The 24266-nt window shown below is 36.9% G+C and carries 21 protein-coding genes and 1 other annotated feature; all 21 genes read left to right on the top strand.

Features of this window, described 5'->3' with window-relative positions; translation table 11 throughout:
• The first annotated feature begins 114 nt into the window (after nucleotides 1-114).
• The 21 genes from accD to hemL all read left to right on the top strand — a co-directional run bounded on the left by accD (nucleotide 115) and on the right by hemL (nucleotide 24232).
• Nucleotides 115-999, top strand: a complete 885-nt coding sequence (gene accD, locus LWE_RS07985) for an acetyl-CoA carboxylase, carboxyltransferase subunit beta (RefSeq protein WP_011702371.1) — start codon at nucleotides 115-117, stop codon at nucleotides 997-999.
• On the top strand, nucleotides 989-1945 hold the full coding sequence (locus tag LWE_RS07980; protein WP_011702370.1) for an acetyl-CoA carboxylase carboxyltransferase subunit alpha: 957 nt from the start codon (nucleotides 989-991) through the stop codon (nucleotides 1943-1945). Before accD ends, LWE_RS07980 begins: the two co-directional genes overlap by 11 nt.
• Nucleotides 1946-2231: 286 nt before the next feature.
• The gene (gene pfkA, locus LWE_RS07975) at nucleotides 2232-3191 is read left to right on the top strand and encodes a 6-phosphofructokinase (protein WP_011702369.1); all 960 of its coding nucleotides are present in this window, start codon (nucleotides 2232-2234) and stop codon (nucleotides 3189-3191) included.
• A 280-nt stretch (nucleotides 3192-3471) separates the two neighbouring features.
• A complete protein-coding gene (pyk, locus tag LWE_RS07970) occupies nucleotides 3472-5229 on the top strand; it encodes a pyruvate kinase (protein WP_011702368.1) in 1758 nt (585 codons plus the stop codon).
• Nucleotides 5230-5344: 115 nt separating this feature from the next.
• Nucleotides 5345-5722 (top strand): FxsA family protein, encoded by a 378-nt coding sequence (locus LWE_RS07965; RefSeq protein ID WP_011702367.1) that lies wholly within the window; start codon nucleotides 5345-5347, stop codon nucleotides 5720-5722.
• 156 nt (nucleotides 5723-5878) lie between these two features.
• On the top strand, nucleotides 5879-6340 hold the full coding sequence (locus tag LWE_RS07960; protein ID WP_011702366.1) for a DUF441 domain-containing protein: 462 nt from the start codon (nucleotides 5879-5881) through the stop codon (nucleotides 6338-6340).
• 36 nt (nucleotides 6341-6376) lie between these two features.
• Nucleotides 6377-7498, top strand: a complete 1122-nt coding sequence (citZ, locus tag LWE_RS07955; protein WP_011702365.1) for a citrate synthase — start codon at nucleotides 6377-6379, stop codon at nucleotides 7496-7498.
• 19 nt (nucleotides 7499-7517) lie between these two features.
• Nucleotides 7518-8780 carry an NADP-dependent isocitrate dehydrogenase gene (gene icd, locus LWE_RS07950; protein WP_011702364.1) on the top strand — a complete coding sequence of 421 codons (1263 nt, stop codon included), beginning with the start codon at nucleotides 7518-7520 and terminating at the stop codon, nucleotides 8778-8780.
• Nucleotides 8781-8945: 165 nt separating this feature from the next.
• Nucleotides 8946-11573, top strand: coding sequence for a DNA polymerase I (gene polA / locus LWE_RS07945; protein ID WP_011702363.1), 2628 nt, complete (start codon nucleotides 8946-8948; stop codon nucleotides 11571-11573).
• 23 nt (nucleotides 11574-11596) lie between these two features.
• Nucleotides 11597-12418 (top strand): DNA-formamidopyrimidine glycosylase, encoded by an 822-nt coding sequence (mutM, locus tag LWE_RS07940; protein WP_011702362.1) that lies wholly within the window; start codon nucleotides 11597-11599, stop codon nucleotides 12416-12418.
• Nucleotides 12419-12434: 16 nt separating this feature from the next.
• On the top strand, nucleotides 12435-13037 hold the full coding sequence (gene coaE, locus LWE_RS07935; protein ID WP_011702361.1) for a dephospho-CoA kinase: 603 nt from the start codon (nucleotides 12435-12437) through the stop codon (nucleotides 13035-13037).
• A gap of 78 nt (nucleotides 13038-13115) precedes the next feature.
• Entirely contained in the window at nucleotides 13116-13580 is a 465-nt protein-coding gene (gene nrdR, locus LWE_RS07930; protein ID WP_003719855.1) for a transcriptional regulator NrdR, read from the top strand.
• A 5-nt stretch (nucleotides 13581-13585) separates the two neighbouring features.
• Nucleotides 13586-14968 (top strand): replication initiation and membrane attachment family protein, encoded by a 1383-nt coding sequence (locus LWE_RS07925; RefSeq protein ID WP_011702360.1) that lies wholly within the window; start codon nucleotides 13586-13588, stop codon nucleotides 14966-14968.
• 9 nt (nucleotides 14969-14977) lie between these two features.
• A complete protein-coding gene (gene dnaI / locus LWE_RS07920; RefSeq protein ID WP_011702359.1) occupies nucleotides 14978-15901 on the top strand; it encodes a primosomal protein DnaI in 924 nt (307 codons plus the stop codon).
• 50 nt (nucleotides 15902-15951) lie between these two features.
• Nucleotides 15952-16183, top strand: a binding site (T-box leader).
• 69 nt (nucleotides 16184-16252) lie between these two features.
• On the top strand, nucleotides 16253-18175 hold the full coding sequence (gene thrS, locus LWE_RS07915; protein WP_011702358.1) for a threonine--tRNA ligase: 1923 nt from the start codon (nucleotides 16253-16255) through the stop codon (nucleotides 18173-18175).
• Between the two features lie 106 nt (nucleotides 18176-18281).
• Nucleotides 18282-18866, top strand: coding sequence for a ribosome biogenesis GTP-binding protein YihA/YsxC (gene yihA, locus LWE_RS07910; RefSeq protein WP_011702357.1), 585 nt, complete (start codon nucleotides 18282-18284; stop codon nucleotides 18864-18866).
• Between the two features lie 127 nt (nucleotides 18867-18993).
• Nucleotides 18994-20307: a glutamyl-tRNA reductase gene (hemA, locus tag LWE_RS07905; protein WP_011702356.1), complete on the top strand. Its 1314-nt coding sequence runs from the start codon at nucleotides 18994-18996 to the stop codon at nucleotides 20305-20307.
• A 3-nt stretch (nucleotides 20308-20310) separates the two neighbouring features.
• Complete coding sequence (gene hemC / locus LWE_RS07900; protein ID WP_011702355.1) at nucleotides 20311-21240, top strand: hydroxymethylbilane synthase; 930 nt, start codon at nucleotides 20311-20313, stop codon at nucleotides 21238-21240.
• The gene (locus LWE_RS07895; protein ID WP_011702354.1) at nucleotides 21237-21959 is read left to right on the top strand and encodes a uroporphyrinogen-III synthase; all 723 of its coding nucleotides are present in this window, start codon (nucleotides 21237-21239) and stop codon (nucleotides 21957-21959) included. The genes hemC and LWE_RS07895 overlap by 4 nt, the downstream gene beginning before the upstream one ends.
• The gene (gene hemB, locus LWE_RS07890) at nucleotides 21956-22930 is read left to right on the top strand and encodes a porphobilinogen synthase (RefSeq protein WP_011702353.1); all 975 of its coding nucleotides are present in this window, start codon (nucleotides 21956-21958) and stop codon (nucleotides 22928-22930) included. The genes LWE_RS07895 and hemB overlap by 4 nt, the downstream gene beginning before the upstream one ends.
• A gap of 12 nt (nucleotides 22931-22942) precedes the next feature.
• A complete protein-coding gene (hemL, locus tag LWE_RS07885) occupies nucleotides 22943-24232 on the top strand; it encodes a glutamate-1-semialdehyde 2,1-aminomutase (protein WP_011702352.1) in 1290 nt (429 codons plus the stop codon).
• Nucleotides 24233-24266 lie beyond the last annotated feature (34 nt).

Genomic DNA, 24266 nt, shown 5'->3' with positions numbered 1-24266 from the left:
TTGTGGGAAAATTCGATTAAAAGTGTGTTTTATGTCTTTATTCATTTTTTATTTATACAGCATTAAAGAATCGTTAATAACCACAATAGAAAGCGTAAATGGGGAGGGTTATCCTTGCTAGGAGACTTGTTTACAAAACCAAAAAAGAGAAAATATGCCACAATTCCTTCTGATGGAACGAAAGCAGATGTTCCAGAAGGTATTATGACAAAATGTCCAGAATGTAAAAAAATAATGTATACCAAAGAATTGCAAAAAAATCTGATGGTATGTAATTATTGTGGTTTTCATCATCCGATTGGGGCGAAAGTTCGAATTGATATGCTTGTTGACGAAGGATCTTTTGAAGAATTAGATGCTAACTTAACAACAGCAAATCCACTTGGTTTTGAAAATTATATGGATCGTATCGAGAAAGATAAGCAAAAGAGTGGTTTAAATGAAGCTATTGTCACTGGTCATGCAACAATAGCTGGGAATCCGCTTGTTATTGCTGTGATGGATTCTCGGTTTAGAATGGCAAGTATGGGATCAGTTGTCGGTGAAAAAATCCTACGTGCTGTGGAAGAAGCTGACAAAACAAATAAACCATTTGTTGTCTTTACGGCTTCAGGAGGCGCACGTATGCAAGAAGGAATGATTTCCCTTATGCAAATGGCAAAAACTTCCGCTGCCTTCAAACGATTTAGTAATCACGGTGGTCTTATTATTACTGTGATGACCCATCCAACAACAGGTGGCGTATCCGCTAGTTTTGCATCACTTGGAGACTATAATTTTGCGGAACCTGGTGCTTTAATTGGGTTTGCCGGTCGACGTGTAATTGAGCAAACAGTTCGTGAAGAATTACCAGAAGACTTCCAAACTGCCGAATTCTTATTGAAACATGGTCAATTAGATGACTGTATTTCACGTCTTGATTTGCAAAATAAATTAAGTTTTATTTTGAGAATTCATGCTAAAACACCTGAAACAGGAGGTGAATCTGATGGCGAATGAGATGGAGTTTGAAAAACCTATTTTAGAACTGAAAAGTAAAATTGCCGATTTAAAAGAATACAATGAAACTTCGGACGTTGATTTGACTAATGAAATCGAAAAGCTGGAGAAACGTTTAGCTAAGTTAGAAGCAAGTGTTTATAGTAATATGACGGCATGGGATAAATTTCAAGTAGCACGTCATCCAGAACGACCTACAACACTTGATTACATTTCTCTTTTGTTTGAAGATTTTATGGAACTTCACGGAGACCGTGCATTTGGCGATGATGCTGCGATTGTAGGCGGAGTTGCTACTTTTAATGGTATTCCAGTGACAGTCATTGGACACCAACGTGGTAAAGATACCAAAGACAATTTGCATCGTAATTTTGGTATGCCACATCCAGAAGGCTTCCGTAAAGCCCTGCGATTAATGAAACAAGCAGATAAATTTGGTCGACCAATTATTTGCTTTATTGATACAAAAGGCGCTTATCCTGGACGTGCAGCCGAAGAACGCGGACAAAGTGAAGCAATTGCTAGAAACCTTTACGAAATGAGCGATATGAAAGTACCAATTATTTCCATTGTTATTGGTGAAGGTGGTAGTGGTGGTGCACTTGCACTCGGTGTTGGGAACCAAATTTTCATGCTTGAAAATGCTGTCTTTTCTGTAATTTCTCCGGAAGGTGCAGCAGCTATTTTATGGAAAGATGCTGGGCAAGCCAAAAAAGCTGCAGAATCAATGCGCATTACTGCAGACGATTTGTTTGAATTAGGCATTACTGATGGAATTATTCCAGAAGTAAAAGGTGGCGCTCATCGTGATTTGACCGCGCAAGCAGCAGAAATTAATAAAACAATTACGAAATCCTTACATGCTTTAATGGCATTTTCTGAAGAACAATTAATGAATCAACGCTATGAAAAATTCAAAAAAATTGGTGTATATGAAATACTATAATTAACGAATGAAGATGCTTTCCTTAATCTTGGGAAAGCATCTTCATTGGTATACACCAAAGATCGAAAAGAAAGTTTATTGGTTCACAAGTATAGACCGATTATCCTTCTTTTTAGTTATAAAGCCATTTAATCGTCTAATAGGAATAGACCAATACGATAATTGGCTTGTTCGTAAGCCTGTCATCGAAAAAAGTGCTCTATTGGAGCTTTTCATTTAACCTTTTTTCATGTAGAATAAACACATGTGATGAAAAACAATATCATTGTCTGAGGTGGTAAGTAAAATGAAACGAATTGCAATTTTAACAAGTGGAGGAGACGCTCCAGGAATGAATGCAGCCACTCGTGCTGTTGTACGGAAAGCAATCTATGAAGGACTTGAAGTTTATGGAATTAACTATGGCTTTTTAGGGCTAGTCAATGGTGATATCCGTAAATTAGAATTAGGTTCTGTTGGTGATTTACTTCACCGCGGTGGTACCTTCCTTTATTCCGCAAGATATCCTGAATTCGCTACAGAAGAAGGACAACTTAAAGGAATTGAACAATTGAAAAAACATCAAATCGATGGCCTAGTGGTTATCGGTGGAGATGGTTCTTATCATGGAGCGGAAGCACTTACAAAACGCGGCTTCCCAACTATTGGTATCCCAGGAACAATTGATAATGATATTTCTGGAACTGATTTTACTATCGGTTTTGATACAGCGCTAAACACTGTTTTAGATGCACTTGATAAAATCCGCGATACAGCGACAAGTCATGAACGTACTTTTATTATTGAAGTTATGGGTCGTGACGCTGGTGATATCGCACTTTGGTCTGGACTTGCTGGTGGCGCTGAAGCTATCATCGTTCCAGAAGAAAGCTTTAATATGGATGATGTCGTGGATCGTTTAAACAAGGGTCGCGAACGTGGTAAAAAACATAGTATTATCGTTGTTGCAGAAGGCGTAATGTCTGGTAATGAATTTGCCAAACAATTAGCTGAATATGGCGATTATCATGCACGTGTAACTGTTCTTGGACATGTTCAACGTGGTGGTAGCCCAACTGCATTTGACCGTGTACTTGCAAGCCGTCTTGGCGCGCGTGCGGTTGAATTATTATTAGAAAACCGCGGAGGATTAGCTGTTGGAATCCGTGAGAATAGAATTGTCGAAAATAATATTGGTGAAATTTTAAAAGAAAAACACACACTTGATCAAAAACTATTTGATCTTGCATCTATTTTGTCGATTTAAAACGGCTGAAGAGCTGGCTGCCATGACAAAGCATGGTAGCCTTTCTTTGTGAAATTTTTTAGTAACGTATTAAAAATAAACAAGGAGAAAATGAAAAGCTAATTGTTAATCAGCATGATGTAACAATCTGGAAAACGTTTTCTTGTTATCGTTACCACACATCACGATTGCGATTATTTTCACAATCTTACTTGTTTTACAAGGTTGTGACTGGTAATATAGGTAATATATGTTTATAATGAATACGAATGAATAGCTAAGTTCTAGGAGGAGTAATAACATGAAAAAAACGAAAATTGTATGTACAATTGGTCCTGCAAGTGAGTCAGTTGACACATTAGTTCAGTTGATTGAAGCAGGAATGAACGTTGCACGTCTTAATTTCTCTCACGGAGATTTTGAAGAGCACGGTGCGCGTATCGTAAATATCCGTGAAGCATCGAAAAAAACTGGTAAACAAGTTGCTATCTTACTTGATACAAAAGGTCCAGAAATCCGTACAAATGACATGGTTGGTGGGAAATTAGAATTCCAAACAGGTGATGTTGTACGTGTTTCAATGACTCCAGTTGAAGGAACAAAAGAAAAATTCTCTGTTACTTACGGAGAACTTTATGATGATGTAGAAATCGGATCTTCCATTTTACTTGATGATGGTTTAATCGGTCTTGAAGTAATCGAAAAAGACGAAGCTAATCGCGAACTAGTAACTAAAGTACTTAACCCAGGTGTACTTAAAAATAAAAAAGGCGTTAACGTGCCAAACGTTTCTATCAATTTACCAGGAATCACAGAAAAAGATGCTGCTGATATCCGTTTTGGTTTAGAACAAGGTATCGATTTTATCGCTGCATCTTTTGTACGTCGTGCTACAGATGTTCTTGAAATCACTAAGATTTTGGAAGAGCATAACGCAACACACGTACAAATCATTCCTAAAATCGAAAATCAAGAAGGCGTTGACAATATCGACGAAATCTTGCAAGTATCCCAAGGTCTGATGGTTGCTCGTGGTGACCTAGGTGTTGAAATTCCAGCTGAAGAAGTTCCGATTGTACAAAAAGAACTTATCAGAAAATGTAATAAGCTTGGTAAACCAGTTATTACAGCAACACAAATGCTTGATTCCATGCAACGTAATCCGCGTCCAACTCGCGCTGAGGCAAGTGACGTAGCGAATGCGATTTTTGATGGAACAGATGCAATTATGTTATCCGGTGAAACAGCTGCTGGGGATTATCCGGTAGAAGCAGTTAAAATGATGGCGAAAATCGCTATTCGTACAGAAGAAGTACTTGTTGCTCAAGATAAATTTGCACTTAAACTTCATGAAAATACGGATATGACTGAAGCAATTGGTCAAGCAGTTGGTCATACAGCGAAAAACCTAAACGTTCAAACAATCGTTGCTGCGACTCAAAGTGGTCATACAGCGCGCATGATCTCTAAATATCGTCCTAAATCTCATATCGTTGCTGTAACATTCAACGAGCATGTGTATCGTGGTTTAGCTCTTTCATGGGGTGTTTATCCTCGTCTAGCTACTCCAGTAAGCAACACAGATGAAATGTTCGACCTTGCAGTGAAAGAATCTCTTGCTTCTGGCGTTGCAAAACAAGGCGACCTAATCATTATTACAGCTGGTGTTCCAGTTACAGAAAGCGGAACAACAAACGTGATGAAAATCCAATTAATTGGTGAAAAAGTAGTTAAAGGTCAAGGAATTGGTAGCAAATCTGTTATTGGTAAAGCAATTGTTGCAAAATCCAATGCAGAAGCGCTTGAAAAAGCAGAAGAAGACGGAATCTTAATCGTTAAAACAACAGATAAAGAAATCCTTCCTGCATTCGAGAAAAGTGCGGCAGTTGTTGTGGAAGAAGGCGGCTTAACTAGCCATGCAGCAGTTGTTGGAATCAATCTTGGAATTCCTGTCATCGTTGGCGCTAAAGATGCAACATCTCTTGTAAAAGACGGTGAAACTATCACTGTTGATTCTCGTCAAGGCGTTGTTTATAACGGCAAAACAGCAACTCACTAAAAAACTTTTTAAAAGCGTCCCGTTTATGGGGCGCTTTTTTTATATGCGCACATCTATTGTTTTTCGATTACGTTAAAATAGGTTATAATAGGCATTAAGTATTGGAGTTGATTTTATGAGAAAATTTATTCTTTATTGGGCCTTATATGGCTTAATAGAATTGATTATGTACGTTTGGCTGTTCCAAGTCATCGGTTTCTGGCCACTTCTTTTTATTCAAATAGCTTCAAGTGCTTTTGGAATTTTTATTTTCAAACGTCTTGGCGGCAACCTTTTCCGAAATTTAAGAGATGGACGCACAGTCGCGCCATATTTACTTGATAGTCTTTGTTTTTTTATCGCTGGTTTTCTATTAATTATTCCAGGAATCATCACAACTATTCTTGGATTACTCATTTTCATTCCATTTTCTCGAAAACTATTAAAGCCGAAATTAACGAAATGGCTTGGAAATCAAAAGAAACACACACAATATTATTATTTTGATATGTGAACAAAACCTCTATGGGAAAGACTTTCTATAGAGGTTTAGTTGAAAAAAAGGCAATTCATTTTCCTTATGGCATTTTAGTATTACTATAAGGTATGTTTATGATATAATAATTGTTATCTCGCTTCTTAGATGTGGGATATTGAAAGGTGACTTAGTATGTTTACGGAAAGTATGTTGTTTTTACTTCTTTTTTTACTTCTAGGACTTATAGCAAAAAATAATTCGCTAATAATTGCTGTAGCTGTCGTTATTTTGTTGAAGTTATTTCACGTTGATGGCAAGGTAATGGAAATGGTTCAAGCAAAAGGGATTAATTGGGGCGTCACTATAATTACTGTGGCCATCTTAATTCCAATCGCTACTGGCCAAATTGGTTTTAAAGATTTAATAGATTCTTTTAAATCAGCAGCTGGTTGGATAGGACTTGGAGCAGGAATCGCAGTTTCTATTTTAGCGAAAAAAGGTGTAAGCTATATGGCCGTCGATCCGCAAGTAACTGTTTCACTTGTGTTTGGGACGATTTTAGCAGTGGTGCTTTTCAGAGGGATAGCTGCGGGACCAGTAATTGCAGCGGGTATTGCGTACATGGCAATGCAGTTAGTTGCATTCATAAAATAAATTACATACGTAAAAAAGGATAAAGGAGGAAATGAAATGACATTATCTAAAGGGTTAGAAAATGTATATGTTGCTGAAACTTCTATTAGCTCTATCATTGATGATATGTTAACTTATGTTGGATATGGTATTGACGATTTAATGGAAAATAATGCTTCTTTTGAAGAAGTAATTTATTTATTATGGCATTTACGTTTACCTAATAAAGATGAATTTAAAAAGTTTAAATTAGAAATTCAAGAAAATATGGCAGTATCTGAAACCATTATTACGAGTTTGAGAATGCAAAATCATCAAAAATTGCATCCAATGAGTGTTTTAAGAACAACGGTTTCTATGCTTGGTGTATTTGATACAGAGGCAGAACTAGATGATGGGGAAGCTGTTTATCGAAAAGGATTACGGTTACAAGCAAAAATGCCAACTATTGTTGCCGCATTTTCAAGGATTCGTCGTGGTTTAGACCCAATCCCACCAAGAGAAGATTTAAATATGGCCGCGAATTTTTTATATATGATTACCGGAGAAGAAGCGGATGAGCTTTCTGTAGAAGCAATGAATAAAGCCCTTGTTCTTCATGCAGATCATGAATTCAACGCATCTACTTTTACAGCTCGGGTTTGTGTGGCAACGCTTTCGGATGTCTATTCTGGTGTGACAGCTGCAATTGGCGCATTAAAAGGACCACTTCATGGTGGCGCTAATGAACGTGTATTTGACATGCTTGAAGAAATTGACGCGGCTGGAGATGTACGTAATTATATTCAAGACAAAATCGATACAAAACAAAAAATCATGGGCTTTGGCCACCGAGTTTATCGAGGTGGAGATCCACGCGCACAACATTTACGTGAGATGTCTAGAAAACTGACTGCAGAAAAAGGGGAACAAAAATGGTTTGATATTTCTATGCAAGTAGAAGAGTCTGTATGGGAATTAAAACACTTAAAACCAAACGTTGATTTCTATTCAGCTTCTGTTTATCATGCGCTTGGTATTGACCGGGATCTATTTACTTTAGTCTTTTCAGTAAGTCGTGTATCTGGTTGGTTAGCGCATATTTTTGAACAATATCGTGATAATCGTCTTATTCGTCCACGTGCCATTTATGTCGGCCCTGAAAATAGAAGTTATCTACCTGTAGAAGAAAGAATTTAATCGAGGAGGAACAAGCTTTATGAGTCAAAAAATTCAAGTAGAAAATGGTGTGCTTAACACGCCAAACAACCCAGTTATTCCTTTTATTGAAGGAGATGGAACAGGTCCAGATATCTGGGCAGCTGCAAAACGTGTTTTAGATGCAGCGGTAAAAAAAGCTTATAATGGTGAAAAAGAAATTGCCTGGAAAGAAGTATTAGCTGGTGAAAAAGCATTCAAACAAACGGGTGAATGGCTTCCGCAAGCTACTTTAGATACAATTGATGAATATCTAATTGCGATTAAAGGACCACTTACAACTCCTATTGGTGGCGGTATTCGTTCGCTGAATGTTGCTTTAAGACAAGAACTAGATTTATATGTTTGCTTACGCCCAGTTCGTTATTTCAAAGGGGTACCTTCTCCAGTAAAACGTCCGGAAGACACAGATATGGTCATTTTCCGTGAAAATACGGAAGACATCTATGCGGGTATTGAATTTAAAGAAGGTAGTGAAGAATCGAAAAAATTAATTGCTTTCTTAAAATCTGAATTTGGTGTGGATAAAATCCGTTTCCCAGAAACTTCCGGCATTGGTATTAAGCCTATTTCAAAAGAAGGAACTGAGCGTTTAGTTCGTTCGGCCATCGAATATGCAATAAAAGAAGGGCGTAAATCACTAACACTTGTACACAAAGGTAATATTATGAAGTTCACAGAGGGAGCTTTCAAAAATTGGGGCTATGATTTATGTGAACGCGAATACGGCGATAAAGTATTCACTTGGAACGAATATGATCGTATTAAAGAGGCAGAAGGCGCTGAAGTCGCAGATGCAAAACAAAAAGAAGCACTCTCTGAAGGGAAAATTTTAGTGAAAGATTCGATTGCGGATATTTTCTTACAACAAATTTTGACACGTCCAGCTGAATTTGATGTAGTGGCTACGATGAATTTAAATGGGGATTACATTTCTGATGCCCTTGCAGCTCAGGTAGGTGGCATTGGTATTGCTCCAGGAGCGAATATTAACTACTTAACTGGTCATGCGATTTTTGAAGCAACACATGGTACTGCTCCGAAATACGCTGGTCTAGATAAAGTCAATCCATCATCGGTTATTTTATCTGGAACGCTTTTACTTGAACATATTGGATGGGGTGAAGCAGCCGCATTAATTAACCATTCAATGGAAAAAACTATTGCTGCAAAAACAGTAACATATGATTTTGCTAGATTAATGGATGGAGCTACAGAAGTTAAATGTTCGGAATTTGCGGATGAACTAATCAAGAACTTCTGATTATAGTTGCAAATTAGATTTAAAACTAGTCTGTAATTTCATTTTTAATAATAAATGTACGTATTTGAAACAAACCATTTAATCCCGTTCGGATAAGTGGTTTGTTTTTATGTTCCTATGGTAAAATAGACACAAGTGAATGACAATATTGAGGAGGATATCCCTGTGAATAAATTAGTATTAATTGATGGAAACAGTATTGCGAATCGCGCGTTTTATGCGTTACCGCTTTTAAATAACGATAAAGGCGTCTATACAAATGCAGTGTATGGATTTGCAATGATGTTGATGAATGTACTCGAAAAAGAAAAGCCTAGCCATGTACTGGTTGCTTTTGATGCCGGAAAAACCACATTCCGCCATACAACTTTTAAAGGCTACAAAGGTGGTCGTCAAAAAACGCCAAGTGAGCTATCTGAACAATTTCCATTTATTCGAGAGCTTTTAACTGCTTACGATATCCCACAATATGAACTTGCTAATTATGAAGCAGATGATATTATCGGAACATTAACGAAACAAGCAGAAGCAGATGGGTTGGAAGTAGCCATCATTACTGGGGATCGTGATTTAACGCAATTAGCTTCAGAAAAAACCACCGTTTATATAACTAAAAAAGGTATAGCGGATATGGAAACAAATACACCAGAAACTTTAAAAGAAAAATACAATTTAACACCAACACAAATCATTGATATGAAGGGCTTAATGGGCGATTCATCTGATAATATTCCTGGTATCCCTGGTGTAGGTGAAAAGACAGCGTTGAAACTACTCCATGAATTTGGTGGAACAGTGGAAAGCGTACTAGAACATGCCGAAGAAATTTCTGGTAAAAAATTAAAAGAAAAAGTACTAGAAAACAAGGAATTAGCTGTTTTAAGTAAAGAATTAGCCACAATTAATGTGAATTCCCCAATCGAATGCACAGTCGAAAGTACGAAATACGACGGCTATCAAACAGAAAAAGTCATTCCATTATTAAAAGAAATGAATTTTACAACCCTTTTGAAAAATATCGAAGGTGGCGCACCAGAAGAAGTGAAAGAACTAAAAGAATTATCTTATGAAATAGTAACCGAATTAAAAGAAAAACATTTTGGTGGGAAAACGGCGCTTTATGTAGAATTAGAAAATGATAATTACCATACAGCGAACTTCATCGGGCTGGCGATTCATTCTGATCAAGGAACCTATTTCTTTACAAAAGAAACTGCGGAAAATAGCGTATCGTTCCGGGAATGGGTGGAAAGTGCTCAAACGAAAGTAGTGTATGATGCGAAGAAAACAATGGTAGCAATGAACAGAATGGGATTTGCTATTTCAGGAATCACATTCGATATTATGTTAGCTTCCTACTTGCTAAACCCTTCTGATTCCATTGATGACTTTACAAGTGTAGCAGTGCGACATGATTATACCGAAGTAGAAACAGACGAAGCAGTTTATGGCAAAGGGGCAAAAAGAAGTACACCAGAAGAAAGCATTGTTGCGGGACATTTAGCTAGAAAAGCGGTAGCAATTGCAGAATTAGAGAAAAGACTGGTAGATGATTTAGAGAAAAATGAGCAATTAGCTTTGATGGAAGACTTAGAGTTGCCACTGACATTTGTTTTAGCGCAAATGGAAATGCAAGGGGTTAGTGTAGATACAGAACGTCTTGAAAATATGAAAGTAGAACTAGCTGGCCGTTTAAAAACATTAGAAACGTCTATTCATTCACTTGCAGGGGAAGAATTTAACATCAATTCACCAAAACAATTAGGTGTCATTTTATTTGAAAAGCTAGAACTACCTCCAGTGAAGAAAACTAAAACAGGTTATTCAACAGCGGCAGATGTGTTAGAAAGCTTATCTGGAAAACATGACATTATTGATGAAATCTTGTTATACCGTCAACTTGGTAAGATTCAGTCTACTTATATTGAAGGATTACTTAAAGTTACTGACAAAGAAACACATAAAGTTCATACACGTTTTAACCAAACACTAACACAGACTGGTCGCTTAAGTTCGGTTGATCCAAACCTTCAAAACATTCCAATTCGACTTGAGGAAGGACGGAAGATTAGACAAGTGTTTGTGCCAAGTAAACCAGGTTGGAAAATATTTTCTGCCGATTATTCTCAAGTAGAATTGCGAGTTTTGGCGCATATTTCAGAAGACGAAAACCTAATTTATGCGTTCAAACATGATTATGATATTCATACTAAAACAGCAATGGACGTTTTTCATGTGGAGCAAGAAGAAGTAGACTCTTTAATGCGTCGTCAAGCCAAGGCAGTTAACTTTGGTATAGTGTATGGTATTAGTGATTATGGCCTATCTCAAAACCTTGGTATTACTCGAAAAGATGCCAAAGATTTTATTGATCGTTATTTTGTGAGTTATCCAGCCGTGAAAGAATATATGCACGATATCGTCCGTTTTGCGAAAGAAAAAGGTTATGTAGAGACCATTTTACATCGTCGTCGCTATATTCCGGAAATCGTCAGCCGTAATTTTAATGTTCGAGGATTTGCTGAAAGAACCGCAATGAATACGCCAATTCAAGGTAGTGCCGCCGATATAATCAAAAAAGCGATGATTCTTATGAGTGAACGCTTAGAATCTGAACAATTAGAAGCAAAATTATTGCTTCAAGTGCACGATGAACTAATTTTTGAAGCACCTGAAGCTGAGATAGCTAAATTAGAAGAGATTGTACCAGATGTTATGGAAAATGCAGTGGAACTTTCTGTACCACTTAAAGTGGATAGTGCATTCGGTGACACATGGTATGACGCGAAATAAAGAATGAAACGGGGAATTTTGATATGCCAGAAATGCCGGAAGTAGAAAATGTCCGTGCAACTTTACAAGAATTAGTCCCAGGTAAAAAAATAGATCAAGTAATTGTCCGTGTCCCAAAAATGATTGTAACAACGCCTCCCGATGAGTTTGTTCATATGCTAGTCGGGCAAGAAATAGAAGCTGTGCGCCGTCGCGGCAAATTCTTATTGTTTGATTTGACTAACTGTACGATTATGTCTCATTTACGAATGGAAGGTAAATTCCGCTTAATGGATGAGAAAGACGAAGTTAGTAAACACACACATATTATTTTCCATTTTGAAGATCATACCGAATTACGATTTTTAGATGTAAGGAAGTTTGGTACGATGGAAGTAACGAATAAATACGGGGAAAATGAAACACGTTCGATAAAAAAACTTGGCCCGGAACCGCTAACTAATACATTTACATTAACTGATTTTGCAACTGGTGTGAAAAAAACAAGTCGCGCTATCAAAACAGCTTTACTTGATCAAAAATTAGTCGCTGGTATTGGGAATATTTACGCAGATGAAATTTGTTTTGAAGCAAAGGTTCAGCCAGAAAGACCAGCTAACTCTCTTTCGAATAAAGAAATTAAACGTATTTTTGAGGCAACGATAAGTATTATGACCGAAGCAGTAGCCCTTGGTGGTTCGACGGTTAGAACTTATGTGAATTCACAAGGTAAACTGGGACAATATCAAGATAAATTAAAAGTGTACGGGAAAACTGGGGAGCCGTGTGTTGTTTGCGGTACACCTATTGAAAAAATTAAATTAAATGGACGCGGGACGCATTTTTGTCCGCATTGTCAAAAGTAGAAGGGGAGCTTGAATCATGGGAGAAACAATTGGATTAACAGGAAGTGTAGCGACAGGTAAGTCGACTGTTAGCAACATGATTCAGCAAGCCGGAATACCCTTAGTGGATGCTGATATTGCGGCAAGAAAAGTAGTGGAACCAGGTACCGATGGGCTAGCTGAGATTGTCGCATATTTTGGGAAAGGAATATTACTCACTGATGGCACTTTAAATCGTCCTAAATTAGCAGAACAAATTTTTAGAAATAAAGAAAAACGAGAAAAATTAAATGAAATTACACACCCTCGAGTGAAAGAGTATATGTTAGCGGAACGAAAACGTTATTTTGAAGCTGGTGAAAAAGTTGTTTTTTTTGATATTCCACTATTGTTTGAAAGTCATTTAGAGTCATTGGTTGATCAAATTATCGTTGTATGGACCACACCAGAAACAGAGTTAAAACGGTTGATGGAGCGAAATAATCTAACCAAGAAAGATGCTTTAGCAAGAATTAATAGCCAAATGGGAATTGATGAAAAGGCTAAAAAAGCAGATTTTGTTATTGATAATAATGAGTCACTTGAAAAAACTCAAAAACAGGTTCTTGCAATTATCGATCGTTTTGTTAAGAACAAATAGCCACCCTTACTTTCACATGGTATAATGAGGCATACAAATAAACAGATAATGAAATGCTAGAGATAGGAGTGATATTTTGTGAGATGTCCTACTTGTAAATATAATGGCACACGTGTTGTAGACTCAAGACCGGCTGACGATGGCAATTCCATCAGGAGACGGCGTGAATGTGAAAAATGCGGATTTCGTTTTACTACTTTTGAAAAGGTAGAAGAGAGTCCTTTAATAGTTGTGAAAAAAGACGGAGCAAGAGAAGAATTTGCTCGTGAAAAAGTAAGACGTGGCTTAATAAGAGCATGTGAAAAACGTCCTGTTAGCGCGGAACAAATTGAAGAAATCGTTAACGAAGTGGAGCGCGAACTAAGAAATATTGGTGATAGTGAAATCGCTTCAGACTTAATTGGTGAAAAAGTAATGAATAAATTAGCGAATCTTGATGAAGTTGCCTATGTGCGCTTTGCTTCGGTGTATCGACAATTTAAAGATATTAGTGTATTTGTAGAAGAACTAAAAGATTTGATGGAAAAAAATAAAGATAGGTGAGTAAATTGACGGAATTTTGGATGGAACTTCAGGCGGTAGATAGCTATCAAGTGAAAGCTAGTGGAATCTTAACAGGTGCCGACAGAAAAATTATTACAATGTTATACCAACCGCTTATGGGAGCGGAATGTCTTGCTTTATACCAAACCCTGTTCACAGAAGTGGAAGAAAACAGACTTTGGTCAGAAGCGCATTCGCACGTCCAACTTTTAAATATGCTTGATATTAGTTTGAAAGCGTTATTCGAGGCACGATTAAAATTAGAAGGTTTAGGCCTTTTAAAAAGTTATGTAAAAACCGAGAATGACCAACGTTTTTATGTATATGAAATCTTGCCGCCGTTATCACCAGAAAAGTTTTTTTCGGATGGTCTCTTAAATATTTATTTATATAGCAAAATCGGCAACGCGCAGTTTCAACGTTTGCGCCGATTTTTTGCAGATGAGGCGTTTGAAACTGATACATATAGCGAAATTACTCGTTCATTCCAAGATGTTTTCGAACCATTTAAAGGAGGCGCTAGTGCAGCTGAACCTGTTTCTAACCAAGTGTTAGTGGATAAAGTGGCGGCTAAAGAAATCGAATTTGATGATGCTAGTTTTGATTTTCATTTATTTCTAAGTTTGCTTTCACCAGGTATGATTACAAGAGAGAAAATAACAAAAGAAGTACGCCAAACCATTTTAAAATTGCACGGAATTTACCAAGTTTCCGAGAAAGATATGCCTAGTTATTTGTATCGTTCGCTAGATTCAAATGGCGAAATTGATATTGTTTATTTGCGGAAAATTGTTCGTGAAGGCTACACGATAGAAAATGGTGCTCCACCAAAACTCCAAATGAAGCACGAAACATCCATCAAGGAAGAACCCGAAGTTAAAGAAACATTGAATGATGAAGAAGCCCTTCAAGTATACTTAGAAAGCATCACACCATTTCAATTATTGGTGGACATTTCAGACGGAGCGGTACCTGCTGAAACCGATTTACGCGTAGTAGAAGAAGTAATGAATCAACAAAATTTACCAGTTCCTGTGATGAATGTATTAATAGAATATGTCTTACTTCGCCTTGATCGAAAACTGTCCAAAAATTACATGATGACCATTGCGGCCCATTGGAAACGAAAAAATGTGAAAACGGCGAAAGAAGCAATGGATCTGGCGTGGCAAGAGCACGAAAAATATAAACGTCTCCAAGAAGAGCCAGCCACACCTAAAAATACTAATTACAACAGAAATTATCAAAAATCCACTCGAAAAGAGATTTTACCAGATTGGTTTGATAAAGAACAAGTTACTCCAGCAGAAAATAAAATGACAGACAAAGAAAAACAAACATTGGAAGAACAAGTTCGCGAAATTAAAGAACGATTAAATAAAAGGTAGGTGAAGATTATGGATAACATTGAAAGAACATTAGGACAACTTTTTGAAGGACGCGATTTTGAAAAAGAATACCAAGGTTTGAAACAACAAGTTCTTCATTATCAACCGATCCAAGATTTTTTTAAAGAGCATAAAGAAGATATTACAGAACAATTGATTAATCAAAACTTATCTAATTTATATGAATTTATGACCCAACATAAAAAATTTACTGAACAAAAAGAGACGCTAATGCCCGGCTATGCTCCAAAACTTGTCCTTAATGGGGAGTTCATCACTGTCACCTATTATCCGACAAAAGAAAAGATTGAAGAAGATAAACGCCGTGCGGTAGAGCGGAGAATTCGTTCGCTTTATATGCCGAAACAAGTAGTAGATGCGAATTTGGCTGATTTTTATACGGATGAGGAATCACGACAGTTGGCACTCGTTGAAGCATATCAATTTTTAAATAATTATCCTGCCAAAAACGGAGAGCGTGTGAAAGGTTTATTTATTCATGGCAGCTTTGGGACAGGAAAATCGTACTTATTAGGTGCACTTGCGAAAGAGCTTGCACTAAAAGGTGTTTCAACGACACTCGTTTATTTACCGGAATTTATGCGCGAAGTAAAACAATCTATTTCGGACAATACAGTTGGTGAAAAAATCCAGTTTGCCAAAGAAACAGAAGTATTAATGCTTGATGATATTGGTGCGGAATCAATGACGGCATGGACGCGTGATGAAGTACTAGGTGCGATTTTACAATTTCGAATGCAAGAAGAATTACCAACGTTTTTCTCATCCAATTACAACATGGATCAACTAGAAAATCATTTAATGTTTGCACAAAACGGCAATGAAGAAAAACTGAAAGCTCGTCGAATCATGGAACGTGTGCGCTATTTATCGAAAGAGGTTAACTTAGAAGGTAAAAATCGCCGTTTCTAAAAAATACTTGCAAATATATTTAATCGGGCTTATAATTTGAAGTAATATAAAACAAAGTGATGAAAAGGACAACCAATTTAACGGAAAATTTTAGAGAGGAAGGGGTAGCTGGGAACCTTCTATTGGAACTTAAATTTGGACCACCTTGGAACTTCTATTAGGAACATCTTTTGACTAGTAATAATAGACGGTTCGCTCCGTTACAAGCGACAAGAGTGAAGTAGTTGATTTTAGCTATTTCTGAATCTTGGGTGGAACCACGAGCATAAACTCGTCCCTTGACAACAGGAGGGATGGGTTTTTTATTTTGCCCTCCTAACTACACTTAAAAAAAGAAAAGGAGAGATTAGTATGAAAATCACATTTCCAGACGGTGCTGTAAAAGAATTTGAGCCAGGCGTATCAACAGCAGATATTGCTGCTTCTATCAGCCCGGGTCTGAAAAAGAAAGCACTCGCAGGTAAATTAAACGGAGAATTACTTGATTTAGTAACTCCCATTCATGAAGACGGGGCAATTGAAATTGTCACACCAGACCACGAAGATGCGCTTGGTATCTTGCGTCATAGTACAGCTCATTTAATGGCTCAAGCATTAAAACGACTTTATCCAGATGTGAAGTTCGGCGTTGGTCCAGCGATTGAATCTGGTTTCTACTATGATATTGATACAGAAGCAGTAATTAGCGATGAATCTTTAGTAGAAATTGAAAAAGAAATGCAAAAAATTGTTCGCGAAAACGTACCAATTGAGCGCGAAGTTGTTTCTCGTGAAGAAGCGATTAAACGTTTTAAAGCGATTGGTGATCAATATAAATTAGAACTTATCGAAGCAATCCCGAAAGATGAAACAGTAACAATTTATACGCAAGGTGAGTTTTTCGACTTATGTCGTGGCGTTCATGTTCCTTCTACTGGTAAAATACAAGTGTTTAAACTGTTAAGCGTGGCTGGTGCTTACTGGCGCGGAGATAGTAATAATAAAATGCTTCAACGTATTTATGGTACAGCTTTCTTCGACAAAAATGGCTTAAAAGAATTTATCCAAATGCAAAAAGAAGCGAAAGAACGTGATCATCGTAAATTAGGAAAAGAACTTGAGTTATTTACAAATAGCATTGAAGTGGGGCAAGGTTTGCCACTGTGGCTACCAAAAGGTGCAACTATCCGCCGAGTTATCGAACGTTACATCGTGGATAAAGAAGAACGTCTTGGTTATAATCACGTTTACACTCCAATTATGGCAAATGTGGAACTTTACAAAACAAGCGGTCACTGGGATCATTATCATGAGGATATGTTCCCAACTATGAAAATGGACAATGAAGAACTCGTTTTACGTCCAATGAACTGCCCGCATCATATGATGATTTACAAAAACGACATTCATAGTTACCGTGAATTACCAATCCGTATTGCAGAACTCGGTATGATGCATCGTTATGAAATGAGTGGAGCCCTTTCTGGACTGCAACGTGTTCGTGGAATGACTCTCAATGATGCACACGTATTTGTCCGTCCAGACCAAATCAAAGATGAATTCAAGCGCGTAGTGGAACTCATTTTAGAAGTGTATAAAGATTTTGATATTAAAGATTACTCATTCCGTTTAAGCTATCGTGATCCGAAAAATACAGAAAAATATTTTGACGATGATGCTATGTGGGAAAAAGCGCAAGCAATGCTTAAATCCGCAATGGACGAAATGGGAATGGATTACTTTGAAGCAGAGGGTGAAGCTGCATTTTATGGTCCAAAACTAGATGTTCAAGTGAAAACTGCTATCGGAAAAGAAGAAACACTTTCCACTGTACAACTGGATTTCTTACTTCCAGAAAGATTCGATTTAACTTACATCGGCGAAGATGGCGAAAAACATCGTCCGGTCGTAATTCACCGTGGTGTTGTATCAACAATGGAACGATTTGTCGCTTACCTAATTGAAGAATACAAAGGTGCGTTCCCGACTTGGCTTGCTCCAGTTCAAATGGAACTTATTCCAGTTAACGCAGACGCACATTTAGATTACTCAAAAGGTGTACAAGATAAATTGCAACGTGCTGGACTTCGATCTGAAGTGGATGATCGTAATGAAAAATTAGGATACAAAATCCGTGAAGCTCAAACTAAGAAAATCCCTTATGCTTTAGTACTTGGTGATCAGGAAATGGAAGCAGGTTCTGTTAACGTTCGCCGTTACGGTTCTAAGGATTCGGAAACAATGGATTTAGATGCCTTTATCGCACAAGTTGTTGCAGAAGTGAGTAAATATTAGTAACGAAAATACTGTCTCCAAGTGAGGCAGTATTTTTTCATGGTGCTTTTTTCCTCTTTTTCCGTTATACTAGTAAAAGATAATTAATAGAACAGGATGGAAAATTATGGATGTAAATAATGTAGAACTAATAATAAGCGCTGTTCGACCGGAGCAATACCCTGAAACAGACCTTCCAGAGTACGCACTTGCAGGTCGATCAAACGTTGGTAAATCATCTTTTATTAATACGATGATTCGTCGTAAAAGTATGGCAAGAATTTCACAAAAACCAGGGAAAACACAAACGCTAAATTTTTATAAAATTGAAGAAGCACTTTTCTTTGTCGATGTACCGGGCTATGGATTCGCAAAAGTATCAAAAACGGAACGAGAAAAATGGGGTGTCATGATTGAAACCTATATCACTTCTCGTGAGCAACTTCGTGGAGTTATTCAAATTGTCGATCTTCGTCATAAACCTACAGAAGACGATCGAATGATGTACGAATTTCTGAAGTATTATGAAATCCCTGTTATCGTCGTGGCAACAAAAGCAGACAAAATCCCGCGTAGTAAATGGCAAAAAAATGCTAAAATTGTTCGAGAAACGCTTGATTTTGATCCCGATGACAAATTTGTCTTATTTTCCTCTGAAACAAAAATGGGAAAAGACGAAGCATGGCAGTTTATCAAAGAAGGAATGGAATAATAGAAAGAGTTGGAATGAAATGTCCAGCTCTTTTTTCCGTCTAAATATATAAACGGACTATTTGGTGTCATCATCGAAAAGTGGTAGAATGTATAAGAGTTCAATTTGATTTTAGGAGGATTATCGAATGTTTATTCTCACCATGGGGCTGAATCATCATACAGCACCAATCGACATCCGCGAAAAATTAGTTTTTAAAGAAACAGAAGAAGAAATGGCATTAATAACATTATTACAGGAAAAAAGTATCCTTGAAAATGTTATTATTTCAACATGCAATCGAACGGAAATTGTAGCAGTTGTAGATCAAATACATACTGGCAGATATTATTTAAAACGGTTTATGGCTAATTGGTTTCAAATGGATATGGAAAAAATTGAGCCTTATTTGTTTTTCCATGAAGAAAAAGAGGCTGTTAATCATCTATATAAAGTAACCGCGGGACTCGATTCGCTTGTACTAGGAGAAACACAAATTCTCGGACAAGTAAAACATGCATTCGAAATCGCTAAACAAACAGGAACAACTGGTACATTATTAAATAAACTTTTTCGTGAAGTAGTTACTTTTGCAAAAAAAGTACATCATCAAACAAAAATTAATGAAAATGCAGTTTCTGTTAGCTATGCAGCAGTAGAAGTTGCAAAAAAATTATATGGTTCATTAGAAAACAAAAAAATTGTTCTGGTCGGCGCTGGGGAAATGAGTGAACTTGCTCTACAGAACCTTGCTGGAAGTGGAATTGCAGATATAACAATAATTAATCGCACAAAAGCCAACGCAGAAATATTAGCGGATCAATTTCAAGCTAAAGTGGGAACATACGAAGAGATGAACAATTATTTATCTATAGCAGATATTGTCCTTGTATCCACTAGTGCAGACGAACCCATCATTAAACAAAAAGATATGCAAATTTTGATGAGTCAAAAATCAACTTCTATGCTTGTAATCGATATTGGTTTACCAAGAAATGTTGAACATGATTGTTCATATATTCCCAATTTCCATTTATACGATATTGATGATTTAGCTGGGGTGGTTAGTGCAAACTCATTAGAACGTCAAAAAATAGTTCTAGCGCTTGAAAATACGATTGAAACAGAAGTACAAAACTTTTTTGAATGGGAAAAACAGCTCGGTGTCGTACCAGTAATTCGTGCCTTACGTGAAAAAGCGCTGGAAATGCAAGAAATTACGATGACAAGTTTAGAAAACAAACTTCCTGGTCTAACAGAGCGCGAATATATCCAAATAGGTAAGCATATGAAAAGTATTATTAACCAGATGTTAAAACAACCTATTTCAGAACTAAAAGAAATGTCTGTTGAAAATGATGCACCTACAAGCATTGAACATTTTAAACGTATATTTGGTTTGACAGAATTGGATATAACTTTATCTGAAAAAACGCAAGAACAAGCTGAAACGAGGAGTTAATCTATGAAAAGGAAAATAATTGTTGGTTCCAGACGAAGTAAATTAGCTTTAACACAATCTAATTGGGTGATTAATAAACTCAAAGAACAATATCCAGAATTTGACTTTGAAATAAAAGAAATCGTTACAAAAGGAGATCGCATTTTAGATGTGACGCTTAGCAAAGTAGGTGGTAAGGGTTTATTCGTATCGGAAGTGGAGCAAGCTTTGAGTAACAGTACAATTGATTTTGCGGTACATAGTATGAAAGATGTTCCTTCTAGTTTGGAAGAAGGACTAGTCATTGGTGCTATTCCTAAACGCGAATCGCCACTAGACTGTTTTGTTTTTAATCAAGTTAGTTCACTTGATGATTTGCCAAAAGGAGCAATTGTTGGTACAAGTAGTCTACGCCGGGCAGCCCAACTTTTAAAACATCGTCCTGATTTTAACATTAGACCAATCCGCGGAAACATTGATACTCGCCTTCAAAAATTGCATGTCGAAAATTTTGATGCGATCATTTTGGCTAAAGCTGGACTAGCTCGAATGGGATGGTTAGAAAATACCACATTAAAACTAGAAGATATTGCACCCGAAGTATGTTTGCCAGCGGTTGGACAAGGAGCGCTTGCGATTGAGTGTCGAGAGAGTGACCAGTTAATTCGAGATATGTTAGCGACGATCCATCATGAAGAAACAGGTATCTGTGTAGAAGCAGAGCGAGTTTTTTTAAAAAAATTAAATGGTGGCTGCGAAATCCCGATTGCTGGATTTGCTACTAAGATAGGTGAGCAAATTCATTTTAAAGGGCTGGTTGGAAATGCAGATGGTTCTAAAATTCTTGAATCAAAAGAAATTGGAGAAAATCCGGGTCAAATAGGAAATAAAGTAGCAGAAGTTTTGCTAAGTGAAGGCGCAGAAACAATTATTGAAGAGTTGAGAAATAAATGATTAAAAAAATTATTTTAACAAGAGAAGCAAATAAAAATAAGCCTTGGAATGAATATTTTTCTCAAAATGGTTTTACTGTTGAATCTATTCCGCTAATTGAAACCTATCCGAAACATATTATTTTTGATTTAGCGCAGAAAGAGGCAGATTGGGTTTTCTTAACAAGTGTAAATGCAGTAGAGTATTTTTTTGCAACTCGAATAGATAAAGCTCATTATAAATATGCAGTTATTGGTGAGAGAACGAAAGAAAAGTTAGCTGAATATGGTTATAAACCTGCTTTTGTGCCATCCATTTATCAGTCAGAAGTATTTTTATCAGAGTGGTTAAATGAAAATCAACAACAAACAAGAATCTTATTACCACAAAGTAATTTAAGTCGTTCCATCATGGAAGATACATTGATAGCAAAAGGACATCTTGTTTCCCCAATTGTATTGTATGAAACAATTTTTCCTAATGATTCGAAAGCTTTATTAAAAAAGCAATTACAACTAAATGAAAAGAAAATAATCGTTTTTGCTAGTCCATCTGCTTGGAAAAACTTTTATTCAATTGCAGGTTCATTTTCGAATCAAAAAGACAACTGGTGTATTGCTTCAATTGGAAATGTAACTACGGAAGCTATTTTAGCAGATGGTTGGAAAGTAACTTATCAACCAAAAACCTTCACCATGAAGCACTTAGCTGATTTGATAATACAGGAGGAATTAAAATGAATAACCAATTTGATAGACATCGTCGTCTAAGAAAAAATAAAACAATGCGTGATTTAGTGAGAGAAACGGTTTTACATACAGATGATTTAATCTATCCGATTTTTGTCAAAGATGGCACAGAATCAAAAACAGAAGTAGTTTCGATGCCAGGAGTTTTTCAATTTCCTTTGCACGAATTAGAAGAAGAAATGCGCACCGTAGAAAGTCTTGGAATTAAAGCAGTTATTCTATTTGGAATACCTGCAGAAAAAGATGCTGTTGGTACGCAAGCTTATCATGATCACGGGATTATTCAAGAAGCTACAAAACTTATTAAAAATAATCATCCTGAAATCATAGTAGTAGCGGATACTTGCTTATGCGAATTTACAGACCATGGCCATTGTGGAGTTATCGAAAATGGTGAGATTTTAAATGATGAATCACTTGAATTACTGAAAAAAACGGCTGTTAGTCAAGCTTCTGCTGGAGCGGATATTATTGCACCTTCTAACATGATGGATGGATTTGTTCAAGTAATCCGTGAAGGGCTTGATGAGGCTGGATTCTATGATATTCCCATTATGTCTTATGCAGTAAAATACGCATCTGCCTTTTACGGACCTTTTCGAGATGCTGCTGGAAGTGCTCCACAATTTGGCGATAGAAAATCTTACCAAATGGACCCTGCTAATAGAGAAGAAGCTTTACGTGAAGCAATATCCGATGAAAAAGAAGGGGCAGATTTCTTAATTGTTAAGCCGTCCTTATCTTATTTAGATATTATGCGCGACGTCAAAAATAATACAAACTTGCCAGTTGTTGCCTACAATGTCAGCGGTGAATATGCAATGGTGAAAGCAGCTGCACAAAATGGCTGGATAGATGAAGAAAAAATTGTTTTAGAAATGTTAACTAGTATGAAACGAGCAGGAGCAACACTGATTATTACTTATTTTGCAAAAGATGTCTCTAAATACTTAAATAAATAGGAGGTAGAAAATTTGCTAAACTATTCAAAATCTGAAAAAGCTTTTAAAGAAGCAAAGAAAGTTTTACCTGGTGGTGTAAATAGTCCAGTTCGAGCATTCAATTCTGTAGACGCGACGCCAGTCTTCATGGATCATGGGAAAGGAGCATATATTACAGATATTGATGGAAATGAATATATTGATTATGTGCTATCATGGGGACCTCTGATTTTAGGTCATGCTAATCCTTCTGTTGTGGATGCTATTACAAAAGCAGCTATGAAAGGGACAAGTTTTGGAACACCTACAGAAATCGAAACGGAACTGGCCAAATTGGTTATCGAACGTGTACCGTCCATTGAGATAGTTCGTATGGTCTCATCAGGAACAGAAGCAACAATGAGTGCTATTCGTTTAGCACGTGGTTATACAAAAAGAGAAAAAATATTAAAATTCGAAGGAAGTTACCATGGCCATGGGGATTCTTTATTAATTAAAGCAGGTTCAGGTGTAGCAACTCTTGGCTTACCAGACTCTCCTGGCGTAACTAAAGGTCTTGCTGCAGATACAATCACAGTTCCATATAATGATGTCGAAGGTGCTAAATTAGCTTTCGAAAAATATGGTGAAGAAATTGCAGCAGTTATTGTGGAACCAGTTGCCGGTAACATGGGCGTAGTCCCACCAATTGAAGGTTTTTTAGAAGGACTTAGAGATTTAACGACTAAATATGGCGCTTTACTAATTTTCGACGAAGTAATGACAGGTTTCCGAGTGGATTACTATTCCGCACAAGGTTATTACGTGGTTACTCCGGATATTACTTGTCTTGGAAAAGTAATCGGCGGCGGTTTGCCTGTTGGTGCATATGGTGGTAAAAAAGAAATTATGGAACAAATTGCTCCGGCAGGTTCTATTTATCAAGCAGGAACATTATCTGGCAATCCTTTAGCAATGAATGCTGGTTTCGAAACGGTTCGTCAATTAACTCCACAACATTATGATGTTTTCCGTTCTTTGATTAAGCGAATGGAAGAAGGGTTAACAGAAATCTCTACTAGACGAGAAGTGCCAATTTCTATTAATAAAGCTGGGTCGATGTTCGGATTCTTTTTCACCGATCAAAAAGTGATTAATTTTGATACTGCGAAAACAAGTAATCTGGAATTCTTCCGGAATTATTATCGTGAAATGCTTAATCAAGGTATCTTTTTACCGCCATCTCAATTTGAAGGTGTATTCATTTCGACCATGCATACCGAAAAGGAAATAGATAAGACTTTAGAAGCTTTTGATCATACTTGTAAAACACTTCGCGGTTAATTGACGAATCTATAAACTTTTGTTAAAATTATTT

The sequence above is a fragment of the Listeria welshimeri serovar 6b str. SLCC5334 genome, assembly GCF_000060285.1.
Taxonomy (GTDB): domain Bacteria; phylum Bacillota; class Bacilli; order Lactobacillales; family Listeriaceae; genus Listeria; species Listeria welshimeri.
Note: the sequence above shows the minus strand (reverse complement) of the source record. Positions and strands in the feature narration are given on the sequence as shown.

What these genes read in the sequence shown, in the direction of transcription:
- LWE_RS07980 (WP_011702370.1), top strand. Translation starts at nt 989, where the DNA reads ATGGCGAATGAGATGGAGTTTGAAAAACCTATTTTAGAACTGAAAAGT.
- pfkA (WP_011702369.1), top strand. Translation starts at nt 2,232, where the DNA reads ATGAAACGAATTGCAATTTTAACAAGTGGAGGAGACGCTCCAGGAATG.
- pyk (WP_011702368.1), top strand. Translation starts at nt 3,472, where the DNA reads ATGAAAAAAACGAAAATTGTATGTACAATTGGTCCTGCAAGTGAGTCA.
- LWE_RS07965 (WP_011702367.1), top strand. Translation starts at nt 5,345, where the DNA reads ATGAGAAAATTTATTCTTTATTGGGCCTTATATGGCTTAATAGAATTG.
- LWE_RS07960 (WP_011702366.1), top strand. Translation starts at nt 5,879, where the DNA reads ATGTTTACGGAAAGTATGTTGTTTTTACTTCTTTTTTTACTTCTAGGA.
- citZ (WP_011702365.1), top strand. Translation starts at nt 6,377, where the DNA reads ATGACATTATCTAAAGGGTTAGAAAATGTATATGTTGCTGAAACTTCT.
- icd (WP_011702364.1), top strand. Translation starts at nt 7,518, where the DNA reads ATGAGTCAAAAAATTCAAGTAGAAAATGGTGTGCTTAACACGCCAAAC.
- mutM (WP_011702362.1), top strand. Translation starts at nt 11,597, where the DNA reads ATGCCAGAAATGCCGGAAGTAGAAAATGTCCGTGCAACTTTACAAGAA.
- coaE (WP_011702361.1), top strand. Translation starts at nt 12,435, where the DNA reads ATGGGAGAAACAATTGGATTAACAGGAAGTGTAGCGACAGGTAAGTCG.
- dnaI (WP_011702359.1), top strand. Translation starts at nt 14,978, where the DNA reads ATGGATAACATTGAAAGAACATTAGGACAACTTTTTGAAGGACGCGAT.
- thrS (WP_011702358.1), top strand. Translation starts at nt 16,253, where the DNA reads ATGAAAATCACATTTCCAGACGGTGCTGTAAAAGAATTTGAGCCAGGC.
- yihA (WP_011702357.1), top strand. Translation starts at nt 18,282, where the DNA reads ATGGATGTAAATAATGTAGAACTAATAATAAGCGCTGTTCGACCGGAG.
- hemA (WP_011702356.1), top strand. Translation starts at nt 18,994, where the DNA reads ATGTTTATTCTCACCATGGGGCTGAATCATCATACAGCACCAATCGAC.
- hemC (WP_011702355.1), top strand. Translation starts at nt 20,311, where the DNA reads ATGAAAAGGAAAATAATTGTTGGTTCCAGACGAAGTAAATTAGCTTTA.
- LWE_RS07895 (WP_011702354.1), top strand. Translation starts at nt 21,237, where the DNA reads ATGATTAAAAAAATTATTTTAACAAGAGAAGCAAATAAAAATAAGCCT.
- hemB (WP_011702353.1), top strand. Translation starts at nt 21,956, where the DNA reads ATGAATAACCAATTTGATAGACATCGTCGTCTAAGAAAAAATAAAACA.